Source organism: Rhizobium terricola, from assembly GCF_012927355.1.
Lineage (GTDB): Bacteria > Pseudomonadota > Alphaproteobacteria > Rhizobiales > Rhizobiaceae > Allorhizobium > Allorhizobium terricola.
On the sequence record NZ_JABBGK010000002.1, the window covers coordinates 788246 to 800848 of the forward strand.

11 protein-coding genes are annotated in these 12603 nt (G+C 63.3%); 9 read left to right on the forward strand and 2 right to left on the reverse strand.

Annotated features, from left to right (window positions below; translation table 11 throughout):
* The first annotated feature begins 12 nt into the window (after positions 1 to 12).
* The 7 genes from HHL25_RS13615 (at position 13) to guaA (ending at position 7045) form a co-directional block, all read left to right on the forward strand.
* Positions 13 to 1536 carry a di-heme oxidoreductase family protein gene (locus HHL25_RS13615; protein WP_169591736.1) on the forward strand — a complete coding sequence of 508 codons (1524 nt, stop codon included), beginning with the start codon at positions 13 to 15 and terminating at the stop codon, positions 1534 to 1536.
* Complete coding sequence (locus HHL25_RS13620) at positions 1533 to 2636, forward strand: imelysin family protein (RefSeq protein WP_169591740.1); 1104 nt, start codon at positions 1533 to 1535, stop codon at positions 2634 to 2636. Before HHL25_RS13615 ends, HHL25_RS13620 begins: the two co-directional genes overlap by 4 nt.
* Before the next feature lie 3 nt (positions 2637 to 2639).
* Positions 2640 to 3722: a DUF1513 domain-containing protein gene (locus tag HHL25_RS13625; protein ID WP_169591745.1), complete on the forward strand. Its 1083-nt coding sequence runs from the start codon at positions 2640 to 2642 to the stop codon at positions 3720 to 3722.
* Between the two features lie 44 nt (positions 3723 to 3766).
* Positions 3767 to 4219, forward strand: a complete 453-nt coding sequence (locus HHL25_RS13630; RefSeq protein WP_169592904.1) for a TspO/MBR family protein — start codon at positions 3767 to 3769, stop codon at positions 4217 to 4219.
* Positions 4220 to 4305: 86 nt separating this feature from the next.
* A complete protein-coding gene (locus HHL25_RS13635) occupies positions 4306 to 4755 on the forward strand; it encodes a PaaI family thioesterase (protein WP_169591748.1) in 450 nt (149 codons plus the stop codon).
* Positions 4752 to 5390 carry a 5'-methylthioadenosine/S-adenosylhomocysteine nucleosidase gene (locus tag HHL25_RS13640; protein WP_169591753.1) on the forward strand — a complete coding sequence of 213 codons (639 nt, stop codon included), beginning with the start codon at positions 4752 to 4754 and terminating at the stop codon, positions 5388 to 5390. The genes HHL25_RS13635 and HHL25_RS13640 overlap by 4 nt, the downstream gene beginning before the upstream one ends.
* A 92-nt stretch (positions 5391 to 5482) precedes the next feature.
* Positions 5483 to 7045: a glutamine-hydrolyzing GMP synthase gene (guaA, locus tag HHL25_RS13645; protein WP_169591758.1), complete on the forward strand. Its 1563-nt coding sequence runs from the start codon at positions 5483 to 5485 to the stop codon at positions 7043 to 7045.
* A gap of 39 nt (positions 7046 to 7084) precedes the next feature.
* Here guaA and HHL25_RS13650 read toward each other — a convergent pair whose 3' ends face one another.
* Both HHL25_RS13650 and HHL25_RS13655 read right to left on the reverse strand, forming a co-directional pair.
* Positions 7085 to 8611: a mechanosensitive ion channel family protein gene (locus HHL25_RS13650; protein WP_169591762.1), complete on the reverse strand. Its 1527-nt coding sequence runs from the start codon at positions 8609 to 8611 to the stop codon at positions 7085 to 7087.
* On the reverse strand, positions 8608 to 9504 hold the full coding sequence (locus tag HHL25_RS13655) for a Tll0287-like domain-containing protein (RefSeq protein WP_169591766.1): 897 nt from the start codon (positions 9502 to 9504) through the stop codon (positions 8608 to 8610). Before HHL25_RS13655 ends, HHL25_RS13650 begins: the two co-directional genes overlap by 4 nt.
* A 462-nt stretch (positions 9505 to 9966) precedes the next feature.
* Here HHL25_RS13655 and HHL25_RS13660 point away from each other — a divergent pair, with 462 nt between their 5' ends.
* Both HHL25_RS13660 and HHL25_RS13665 read left to right on the forward strand, forming a co-directional pair.
* Complete coding sequence (locus HHL25_RS13660; protein ID WP_205927827.1) at positions 9967 to 11535, forward strand: methyl-accepting chemotaxis protein; 1569 nt, start codon at positions 9967 to 9969, stop codon at positions 11533 to 11535.
* 118 nt (positions 11536 to 11653) lie between these two features.
* The gene (locus HHL25_RS13665) at positions 11654 to 12601 is read left to right on the forward strand and encodes a sensor domain-containing diguanylate cyclase (protein WP_169591774.1); all 948 of its coding nucleotides are present in this window, start codon (positions 11654 to 11656) and stop codon (positions 12599 to 12601) included.
* The last annotated feature ends 2 nt before the right edge of the window (positions 12602 to 12603 follow it).

A 12603-nucleotide genomic window follows, 5' to 3' on the forward strand; every position in this document is an offset into this window, starting at 1 on the left:
ATCATGTCCCGCATGCCCAATCGCACAGCCAGACACATTTTGCTGGCAACCACCTTCATCCTCGTCTCGGCCGGCGGTGGTGCCACCGAGAATGATGTCCGGCGGACCGACCTTTCCCCGAAGGACCTCAAGCGCGTCGAGAAAGTCAGCCAGCCGGCGACGGAATTTTCGAAACCGGAGCAGTTCGAGGTGATGCAGGGCGGGGCGGCAACCTCGACCAAGCCGATTAACGCGGACGCGTTCTCGCACTTCTCCTCGAACATCACCTTTTCCGAGGAGGAGGATTTCAAGCTCGGCAACGCGCTGTTCCGCAAGTTCTGGGTTTCCTCGCCTTCCTCGACGCAGGCCTCAGACGGCCTCGGCCCGCTTTTCAACGCACGTGCCTGCCAGAGCTGCCACCTGAAGGACGGGCGGGGCCATCCGCCGGAGAGCGCGAGCGACGCGACCTCGATGTTTCTGAGGCTTGCCCGTCCGGCACAGACCGATGAAGAGCGCAAGGCAGTGGCCGACCTCAAGGTCGTGAACTTTCCCGACCCGGTCTACGGCGCACAGCTGCAGGATCTCGCGGTGCCGGGGCTCGCCGCCGAGGGCCGCATGACGATCTCCTATACGGAGGAAGCGATGACGCTTGCCGGCGGCGAGAAGGTGTCGCTGCGCAGGCCGAGCTATTCGGTGAGCGATCTCGCCTACGGGCCGCTCGATCCGGCAACCACGCTTTCGCCGCGGATCGCCAACCCGATGATCGGCATGGGGCTGATCGAGGCGATCACCGACGCCGACATCCTGGCGAAGGCGGATCCCGACGACACCGACGGCGACGGCATATCCGGACGCGCCGCCCGCGCGCGCGATCATCGGTCCGGCGAACTGAAACTTGGTCGCTTCGGCTGGAAGGCACAGAATGCGTCGGTGCGCGACCAGAGCGCCAGCGCCTTCAAGGGTGACATCGGTATTTCCTCCCCAGACGCCCCGAGCCACTGGGGCGACTGCACGGCGGCGCAGAAGGACTGCCTGTCCTTGCCGAACGGAGTCCAGGCCCGGCTCGGCGACACCGAGGCGCCGGATCCGGTTCTCGATCTCGTGACCTTTTATTCGGAAAACCTCGCGCCGCCGGCACGCCGCAACGTCGACGACACGACGGTGCTCAAGGGCAAGGCCCTATTCTACGGCACGGGCTGCATTGCCTGCCACACACCGAAATACGTGACGAGCCGCAAGGCGGGCAACAAGGCCCAGGCCTTCCAGCTGATCTGGCCCTATTCCGACTTCCTGCTGCACGACATGGGCGAAGGGCTCGCCGATGGTCAGCAGGTCGCCGATGCGAGCGGCAGGGAGTGGCGCACGCCGCCACTCTGGGGTATCGGTCTCACCGACGAAGTGAACGGGCATACGTTCTTTCTTCACGACGGCCGCGCGCGCAACCTGACGGAAGCCATTCTCTGGCACGGCGGGGAAGCCCAGACCGCACGCGATGGCTTCGCCGCTTTGTCGCCCGACGAGCGCAAGGCGCTCATCACGTTCCTGGAGTCCCTATGAAGCCCATCGTTTTCGGCCTTCTCACCGCACTCGGCCTTGCCACGACAGCGCTGGCCCAGGATGCCACGCTCGCACCGCCCGCTCTCCACGCGGAGGCGGTCCCGGCGGTGCTGCAGAAGGCGGTCGACGACTTCATCCGTCCGGGCTACCGCCATTTCCGCAACGAGGCTTCGCTGCTTGAGAAGGACATGCACGCGTTCTGCGCCGCGCCGACCGAGGCGGGTTTGCAGACGGCCCGTGACGCCTTCGGCAAGACCGTCGCGTCCTGGTCGACGATCGAGATCGTCCGGGTCGGCCCGATTATCGAGAACAACCGGTTCGAGCGCATCCTGTTTTATCCGGACCGCAAGAGCACCGGCCTGAAACAGGTCCAGGCCATGCTGGCCAAGCCGGACGAAAGCGCCACGTCGGTCGCCACGCTCAAGGACAAGAGCGTCGCCATGCAGGGACTGGGGGCGCTTGAATTCGTGCTCTACGGTACCGGCTCCGAAAAGCTCTCAACGGAAAAGGGCGGCTTCCGCTGCCGCTACGGGGCGGCGATCGCCGGCAACCTGGTTCGTCTCGGCGACGAACTCGTCACCGAATGGGATCGCCCCGGCGGCATCCAGGACGCCTGGAAACATCCCGGCCCGGAAAACCCGGTGTTCCGCGACGGCCGCGAGGCAATCACCGAACTGCTCGGCATCCTCGTGCACGGCTCGGAGACGATCCGCGACCAGCGGATCGAGAACTTCTACAAGGGCGAGGAAAACAACACCTTCCCCAAACAGGCGATCTACTGGCGCTCCGGCAAGACCTGGGCTTCAATTGAGGGCAACATCGAGGGGCTACGGACCCTGCTCAAGGTGTCCGGCATGGTCGAACTGGTGAACGAGGACACGCGTTCCATCGTCTCCTCCATCGATTTCGTCGCCAAGTCGCTGAGCCGGGTCGCCGGAACCATCGATCCCGACGTCGAGAATGCCGTCACGGATCCTGCCGAACGCGCCAAGCTCGATTTCCTCCTGCTGAACAGCAAGGACCTGATCCTGCGCCTCAACAACGACTATGGCGGCGCCATCGGCCTTGCCGCCGGTTTCTCCTTCTCTGACGGGGACTGATCCATGGGCCGGAGTGCGCTGATCGACAGGCGGTCGTTCATCAAGGCCGCGGGCGCGGCCTTCATGGCGTCCCTTGCGCCACGCGCCCTTTTCGCCCTTGAGCGCGCCGATGCGGTCTTCGCCTCCGGCTTCCGTGGTCCGGACGGACGCTACGGTGTCGGGTTGATCGGGGAAGACGGCACTTTCATCGAAAAGATCGACCTGCCCGACCGCATTCACGGGTTGGGATATAGTCCGGCGACCGGCAAGACGGTCGCCTTTGCCCGCCGGCCGGGCACCTTCGCGGTGGTGTTCGACGCGACGCGACGCTCCGAACCGGTGCTGATCGCAGCACCGGACGACCGGCATTTCTTCGGCCATGGCCATTTCTCGCCCGACGGCCGGCTGCTCTATGCGAGCGAAAACGATTTCGACGCCAATCGCGGCATGATCGGCGTCTATGACGCAGCGGATGGCTTCCGCCGGATCGGCGAATTCGAGGCGCACGGCATCGGCACACACGACATGACCGTCAGCGGCGACGGGAAACTTCTGATCATTGCCAATGGCGGCATCGAGACCCATCCGGATTTCGGTCGCACCAAGCTCAATCTCGACCACATGGAACCGTCACTCGTGATCGCCGACGCGAAAAGCGGGGCGCTGATCGAGAAGCACGTGATGCCCCGCGAACTGAGCCAGCTCTCGACACGCCACCTTGATGTCGCCGACGACGGGCGGATCTGGTTCGCCTGTCAGTATGAAGGCTCGCGCAACGACAGCCCGCCACTGGTCGGTAATTTCGCCAAGGGCGAAGCGCTTTCCTTCGTCACCATGCCTGCGGAGATCACGGCAGGCCTTGCCAACTATGTCGGCGCGATCGCCGTCAACCGGCAGCAAGGCTTGGTGGGGATCACCTCGCCGAAGGGCGGCCTTGCCGTCACCTTAGACCAGCGCAGCGGAGCGATCGTTTCGACGACCGCCGTCACGGACGCGGCCGGCATTGCACCCGCCTCCTCAGGCTTTGCCGTCTCGTCCTATGACGGTCGTTTCGAAGCGACCAGAAGTCCCGTCGCCTGGGACCAGCACATTGTCCGGATCGGCTGAAAACACCCCTTGGCGAGCACGCGGAGCGCCCTATCTTGTTTCGCATGCGCAAGATTTTCACCTATCTGATCTTTCTTTTCGTCGTCGTCGGTCTCGGCATCCTTTCGGGCCTCTCGAACATGCCTGGCGAGTGGTACCAGCAGCTGGCTAAGCCGTTCTTCAATCCTCCGGCTTGGGTCTTCGCCCCCGTGTGGACCATTCTCTACGTGCTGATCGCGATTGCCGGTGCGCGCATATGGCTGGTCGCGCCCGCATCCTTCGCCATGCAGGCCTGGTTCGCCCAGATGGTCCTCAATCTCGCCTGGTCGCCGGCCTTCTTCGGGCTTCAGGCTCCGGGTCTTGCGCTCCTGGTGATCATCGCCCTTCTCGTCGCCGTCGCGGGCTTCGTCTGGAAGGCAGGGGCGATCGACCGGCCGGCACGGCTGCTGTTCCTGCCCTATCTCGCCTGGGTCGGTTTCGCGACACTGCTCAATGCGGCGATCTTCCTTCTGAACTGACGACAAAGGCGCGGGAATTCCTGCTCCCGCCGCTTGCCGAAGCGCATCGGCCATGCCACTTTCGCAACCGCGAGAGGGGCGACTACATGAGTGAAATCAACAGCGACACCGTGCATGAGCGGATCCGGCAGAGCTTTTCCCGGCAGGGGGCGATGCACACGCTCGGCGCCGAACTGACCCGTGTCAGCCAGGGGGTCGTGGAGATCGAACTCCCCTTCGACGAGAAACTCACCCAGCAGCACGGCATCCTGCATGCCGGCGTGATCTCGGCGGCGCTCGACAGCGCCTGCACCTACAGCGCCTATACGATGATCGAGCCGGACGTATCGCTGCTCACCATCGAGTTCAAGGTCAACCTGATGTCGCCGGGCAAGGGCGACCGCTTCCTGTTTCGCGGCGAGATCACCAAGCCCGGCTCGACGATCATCGTCGCAGACGGACGCGGCTATGCGCTGAGCGACGGCCCGGCCAAGCTCATCGCCTCGATGACGAGCACGATGATGGTGGTTCGCGGCCGCGAGGGCATCACCGGATGAGCTTCGAACTGAAATCGGTCTCCGGGAAATCCATTCTCTTCGTCATGGCGGTCGACGCCGAATACGGACCGTTCCTGCGCTCGCGGATCGATCCGCTGATGACGGGCGTCGGGCCCGTGGAGGCCGCCGTCGCTCTGACCCGGACGCTCGCGAAGCTCGAGGAAGAGGGCGAGCGGCCCGATCTCGTGGTCTCGCTCGGTTCCGCCGGTTCTGCCCGGCTGGAGCAGACGGAGGTCTACCAGGCCTCGCATGTCTCCTACCGCGACATGGACGCCTCCCCGCTCGGCTTTGAAAAGGGTCGAACCCCTTTCCTCGACATGCCGGCAGCGATCGAGCTGCCGCTCCGCATCCCCGGAGTGTCAACGGCAACGCTGTCGACCGGTGCCAATATCGTGTCCGGCGCCACCTATGACGCGATCGACGCGGATATGGTCGACATGGAAACCTTTGCCGTGCTCCGGTCCTGCCATGCCTTCAACCTGCCGCTGATCGGTCTGCGCGGCATCTCGGACGGCAGAAACGAACTCAATCACATCGACGACTGGAAGGAATATCTCCATGTGGTCGACCGCAAGCTCGCACTCGCCGTCGACACGCTCTTCGATGCGCTCGAGGACGGCGTCTTCTGGTTCTGAGACCGGCAGAAGCGCGCGAAACCGCCCGAATTGCGGACAATCGGCACAATTCTCCGATTGAAAGAACCGGCGGTTTTCTTTAAAGCCTCGCCATGACCCAGACAGCACATCCCGACAGCGTTCTCATCATCGATTTCGGCAGCCAGGTGACGCAGCTCATCGCCCGGCGCGTCCGCGAAGCCGGCGTCTATTGCGAAATCGTTCCCTTCCAGTCGGCGGAGGAAGGCTTCCGCCGGTTGAACCCCAAGGCGATCATCCTGTCGGGCAGCCCGGCCTCCACGCTCGACGAAGGCAGCCCGCGCGTCCCGCAGATGATCTTCGACAGCGGACTTCCGGTGTTCGGCATCTGCTACGGCCAGCAGACCATGTGTACCCAGCTCGGCGGCAAGGTCGAAAGCGGCCATCACCGCGAATTCGGACGCGCCTTCCTGGAAATCGACAAGGAATGCGCGCTGTTCGAAGGCCTGTGGTCGGCCGGCTCGCGCCACCAGGTGTGGATGTCGCATGGCGACCGCGTCACCGCGATCCCGCCGGGCTTCGAGGTGGTCGCAACCTCGTCCAACGCGCCGTTCGCCTTCATCGCCGACGAGAAGCGCAAGTATTACGCCGTGCAGTTCCACCCGGAAGTCGTGCACACGCCGGACGGCGCCAAGCTGATCCAGAACTTCGTCCAGAAGATCGCCGGCATTCACGGCGACTGGACGATGTCCGCCTATCGCGCCAAGGCCGTTCAGCAGATCCGCGAACAGGTGGGCGACAAGCGCGTCATCTGCGCCCTTTCGGGCGGTGTCGACTCCTCCGTCGCAGCGCTTCTCATTCATGAAGCCGTCGGTGACCAGCTGACCTGCATCCTGGTCGACCACGGCCTGATGCGCAAGGACGAGGCGGCCAATGTCGTCGCCATGTTCAAGGAGCATTACAACCTCCACCTCATCCACGTCGACGCCGTCGACCGGTTCGTCGGCGAGCTGGAAGGCGTTTCCGATCCGGAAACCAAGCGCAAGATCATCGGCCGCCTGTTCATCGAAACCTTCGAGGACGAGGCCAAGAAACTCGGCGGCGCCGAATTCCTCGGCCAGGGCACGCTTTATCCGGATGTGATCGAAAGCGTCTCGTTCACCGGCGGCCCGTCGGTGACGATCAAGTCGCACCACAATGTCGGCGGCCTGCCCGAGCGCATGAACATGAAGCTCGTCGAACCCTTGCGCGAACTGTTCAAGGACGAGGTTCGCGTGCTCGGTCGCGAACTTGGGTTGCCGGACTCGTTCATCGGCCGCCATCCCTTCCCGGGACCCGGCCTTGCCATCCGCTGCCCGGGCGGCGTCACCCGCGAAAAGCTCGACATCCTGCGCGAAGCCGACGCGATTTATCTCGACGAGATCCGCAAGGCCGGCCTCTACGATGCCATCTGGCAGGCCTTTGCCGTGCTGCTGCCGGTCCAGACCGTCGGCGTCATGGGCGACGGACGCACCTATGAATTCGTCTGCGCGCTGCGTGCAGTCACCTCGGTCGACGGCATGACCGCCGACTTCTACCACTACGACATGGAATTCCTCGGCCGTGCGGCAACCCGCATCATCAACGAGGTCCGCGGAATCAACCGCGTCGTCTATGACGTGACGTCGAAGCCACCCGGCACGATCGAGTGGGAATGACGACAAAGAGCCCCTTCCGGGGCTCTTTTCACATCGGGGTCAGGCGTCCCTTGCCGACGTGATCAACAGGTCGCGGATCGCCTCGCGTGACTGGTCGTGCAATTGGGGCAGCCGCACCAGACGATCGACGAGATGTTCCCCTTCCGGCGAGGCCATCAGCTTCACCAGGCCGTCACGGTCGAACGCCATGATGTCGGCATGCACCGGAACACTTCGCCGCCGGGCCGCCATCGGCTCAAGCCCCAGGAGGCCCGCCCAGCCGACGGGAGCGCCCGGGCCCAGCCGGCGCACCGGCCGGGCCGGAGCGAGCGCAAGGAAGCGCGCCTTGTCGGCATCTTCCGGGATGCGCGTCGCCAGCGCTTGATAGACGAAGAAGGGATCGTCGGTCAGGCCGGCGAAATGCTGGGCCAGGGTGAAGGCGATCGGCCCAAGGAACACGGCCGCCTGCCTTGAAATCTCGCGCACCAGAACCGGATCGAGCCGCAAGGGTCGCTCGACACCGTGATCCGCCTCAAGGAGCGCGCCGACCGCAGCGGAGAGGTCGAATTCGTCGGCCAGCACCTCTTCCCGAAGCATGCCATCGGCTACGATCCCGGCCAGGTCGGCCGGCAGCACCTCGCCCGGGCCGAAGCGAAGAAGAGCGCCTTGTTTTTCAAATTCCGCTGGCACCACCGATCCGGCGCGCCATCTCCAGCGCGGTGCAGCGCCCGTCGGCACACCGAGGCCCTCGGGCGCGGCAGTCATCGGAATGCCCTTCCGGTCGAGGGCATACCAGATGCCGGTCAGGACGGCGGATGTCTGGCGGGAGAGTTCGATCGGGCGAAGGCTGTAGAAGCGGGCGCAGTAGCGGATAACGCCCGTCTGCGCCTCGGTGCCAAGGACGACCGCACTTCCGGGCGGATCGTCGGCAACGCCGGACACGCCGTTCGCGAGCACCTCCCGCACCGTTTCCAGAACGATCATCGGGGGGATTTCGGCCGGCACGTGGAATATCGCCTGGCTGCGAAACGGCGCGCCGCGGCGCACGACTTCGACCGCATCGGTGGCGAGCGCGCTGTTGGGCAGGACGACGGTGCCGCCGTCCGCCGTCCTCAAGAAGATCGAGCGCCATTTCAAGGCCTCGACCTCCCCTTCAATCGCTCCCTTGCGGATGAAGTCGCCGGCCCGCAGGGGCCGCTCAAGTTCCAGCGACAGGCCGGAGAACAGATTGCCAAGCGTGTTCTGCAAGGCGAAGCCGATGACCAGCGAGACGATCGCCGACGTGGCGAGCAGACTGGTAATGTCGAACGCAAGCCCGTAATGCAGCCAGACCAGAACGGCCGCGACATAGATGACGATGGAACTCATCACCTTGACGAGGTCGGTGGTGCGGCTGTTGCCGTCGGCATCGTCGACGAAACTGTTGACCAGCACCTCGACAATGCGGGCGACACTGATTGCCGTCAGGAAGTAGGCGAGTTCGCGAAGCAGAAGCGACCAGTCGTCTGCCTCCGGCGCTAGCGTGACGAAGAGAAGCCAGGTCAGCGCCGTGAGGGCAACCAGAAGGGCGGAGAAGACGTAGCTCATGGCCCGTTCTTCCGTTTTCCGAGATCGGGGAGCAGCCTCAGCGCTTCGTTCAGACTGGTGCGCAGGCGGCCGATCGACTGTTCCAGATCATGGAACTGCCCGTTGAGCGGTGTTTGCTCACCCGTTTCGTGACGCTCCGGAGCGAGGCTGGTCGAAATGGTGCGCCGCGTGATCGCCTCGAGCGGATGGGTGACGTAGCGACGCAGCAGGAGCAGGAAGACGGACAGCGACAGGATGAAGACACAGGTGAGCGCGCCCAAGGTCACCAGCAGACCCTTCATGGCCTGAGTGTTGGGGCCAAGGACGGGAACCTCGACGAGCTGCATGCCGATCACGTCGCCCATCTTCCAGCCGAAACCGTTCGCGCCATATTTCTCAACCATGGACGCCGGGGCAACATCCGGCGTGCTGTGACATTGCAGGCAGTCGGTGTTCGGCATGCGGAGCGGCCGGGCGAGATAGAAGCGCTTGTCCGTGCCTGCACCCACTTCGCCGGATAGCTCCTTCAGTTCGGCATCCTGCTGGAAGGTCTGCAACAAAGTCACCTCCCAGTCATTGGCCCTGTCGGCGATATTGGTCGGGTTGAGCGACGCCTCGCGATAGCGATAGTCGGGGAACCGGTCGCGCAGGAAACCGAGCGTGGTTTGGGCGCCGTAGGACGGCACCATCTGCGGGTGAAACTCCTCGTAGCCGAGCTTCTTGACGAGCGGAGCCACTTCCGTGCTTGTGTAGCTCCGAAGGGCAAGGCCCGTCTCCAGCAGGACGCGGGACTTCTCGTTGACCTCGGCGCGCGCCTGGCGGAATTCCAGCGTGAACGAGATGTAGCCGGCAATGGCCAGGCCGAAGACGAAACAGACGGCCAGGATCAGGCCAAAACGAAACTCGATGCGCATAGACGCCCCGCCATTTGGAGTGGATCATCCTCGCCGCCGGCCAACGGGCGGGACCCGCATTGCAGTGCAGCATAACTGCACGATGACAGCGTCCTAAGGCATTTCAACCGCCAATTCTGGACCAATCAGTTTGCGGTCCGGCCGGCTCTACGTCGCGCCTGCTTCTCCTCGCCAACGCAACGAGATCGGGCGACGTCGATGATGCATTGCAAAAACAGTTCCACATGAAACGAATAAAAGCGAAAATAGATTCGTAGAAATTTGACTATAATCAATTCATCGATCGTATCTCTTACGTTTCTACTTCACATCTTCAATATTATTCGATTTCTCTAAAGTAAAATATTCAAAACTTACCATTTGTAAACTATGTCGTTCTACCATCGTCGGCAGATGACCCAGAATACAATATTAGAAGAGGTCAATATTTCAGAAAATTCATTCACCGGCGAGGGGACCGCCATGACCAGTTTGAAGCAACAATCCGTTCAGGCGGATTCCAAGAATGCGCAAAGCGAACCTGAGAGCCGGTCGCTGGGGCGGCGTCTCGATTTCATGCAGATCAGCCGGGCCGATCTCGACGGCATCCGGAGCATCAAGCCCCTGATCGATCGCGAGCTGCCCAAGGGCCTCGACAAGTTCTACGAGAAGCTGCGGGCAACGCCCGAGGTTCGCCACTTCTTTTCCTCAGACATCCACATCGATCGCGCCAAGGGCGCACAGATGAACCACTGGTCGAACATCTCGGCCGGCGACCTCAACGAGGACTATGTCGCCAAGGTGAAGGCGATCGGCACGGTCCATGCCCGCATCGGGCTGGAGCCGCAATGGTATATCGGCGGCTATGCCATCGTGCTCGACCATCTGGTTCGCGAGGTGGTGACCCAGGCTTTCGGCAGCCAGGGAATGTTTGCCAGCGGACGCGCAAAAGCAGACGAAACCGGCCGTGTGCTCGGTGCGTTGATCAAGGCCGTCATGCTCGACATGGACTTTGCCATCTCGGTCTATATCGACGAGGCGGAGGCCGCCAAGCAGAAGGCCCAGGCCGAAGCGATCGCGGCGGAGCGCAACCTGGTCTGCGGCATCTTCGGCCATGCCATGGCACGGCTCGCCGACAGGGATCTCACCCACTGCATGAGCCACGACGTTCCGGAGGCCTATCTCTCAGTCTGCCACGACTTCAACGACGCCATGCACCAGCTGGCCACGACCATCGGCGAGATCGAGAGTGGAACCCGTCATATCAATGCCGGCAGCAGCGAGATCCGGCAATCGGCGGAGGATCTTGCCAAGCGGACGGAACGTCAGGCCTCCTCGCTCGAGGAGACGGCCGCATCGCTCGAGGAGATCACGACGGCCGTCGGCGATTCGACCCGCCGGGCCGACGAGGCCGGCAAGCTGGTCGACCGGATGAGAAACGGCGCCGAGCGCTCAGGTGCCGTGGTGCGGCAAGCGGTCGAGGCCATGGATGCGATCGAGGCCTCCTCCAGTGCAATTGGCAACATCATCGGCGTCATCGACAACATCGCCTTCCAGACCAACCTGCTGGCGCTCAATGCCGGGGTCGAGGCGGCGCGCGCGGGTGAGGCCGGCAAGGGGTTCGCGGTCGTCGCCCAGGAGGTCCGCGAGCTCGCCCAGCGCTCGGCGCAGGCGGCAAGGGAAATCAAGGAGCTGATTACCCGGTCGGGCGAGCAGGTCCGCAGCGGTGTCGAACTCGTCGGCCAGACCGGCAAGGCGCTCGACGGCATCGTCGAGGACGTGCGCGAACTCAACCACCATATCGGTGCAATCGTCCAGGCCGCGCGCGAACAGTCGACCTCGCTCAAGGAGATCAACGCGGCGGTCAACAGCATGGACCAGGCGACCCAGCAGAATGCCGCGATGGTGGAGCAGTCGACGGCAGCAACCCATGCGCTGTCAACGGAGATCGACCGCATCGTCGGGATGGTGCAGCAGTTCGAGATCGATCGGGCAGACCGCACGCCCGAAACCTTCGCCGCCACTGCTCCGCAGCGGCGGCCGGCAGCCTGATCAAGGTGAGCGGACCGGACGTCCGCTCACCCCCCGGCAAAGCTCCATTAACGAAAAGCTGGTTCAATACCCGAATATTTCGAATGCCAGTAGTATTTCAGGGAAGAGGATTTTCATCTTGGCTCGCTCATCCTTCAACGAGCAGGCATCCCGTCTTGATGGCGAAGTCTATGGCAAGATCGTCGCGGAGATGGAAGACGGTATCATCGCCATCGATGCACACGGGAAGATCCTCTACTGCAATCCCTCGGCCGCCACGCTGTTCCAGCAATCCACGGATGAGCTGGCCGGCCAGCCGATCGACACGATCCTGCCTCCCCGCTTCCGGCACGCCCACCGCGATCATCTCGCCGGCTTCATGAAGGGGCCGGTCGATGCGAAATACATGGGAAGCCGCAAGTCCTTCATCGTCGGCTACCGCGCCGACGGCACGGAGATCAGCCTCGGCGCGACGATTCTCAGGACGTCCGGTTCGGACGGCCCCATCTTCATCGCGGTGCTGCGCGATCTCACAGAGCGACATCAGCATCAGAGCGAGCTCGAGCGCCTGGCCAACACCGATCCGTTGTCGGGGATCAACAACCGCCGCGCCTTCGTCGATCTCGCCGGACGCGAACTCGAACGATGCCGGCGCAACCACAGTCCGGTGGCCATGGTTCTTTTCGACCTCGACGGCTTCAAGGCGATCAATGATCGCTATGGGCACGATGTCGGCGATACGGTGATCTGCGAATTCGCCAATATCATGAAGTCGATCGGCTTGGACAACGACCTGCTCGCCCGGTGGGGCGGCGAGGAATTCATCGCGATCATGCCGGATGCCACGCTCGACCGGTCCCTTGCGGTCGCCGAGCTTGTCCGCCGCAATGTCGAAGTCCTGGGGTTCGGTGCGGCAAACGGTCTGTCGCTGCCGATGTCGGTCAGCGCCGGCGTGACGGTTTCGCAAGACGCGAACGAAAGCCTCGATGAACTCGTGCGCCGTGCCGACCTGGCGCTTTATGCCGCAAAGGCCGGCGGACGCAACCGGGTGGCCACCCAGATCGGGGAGACGACGGTCGCCGCATGAGC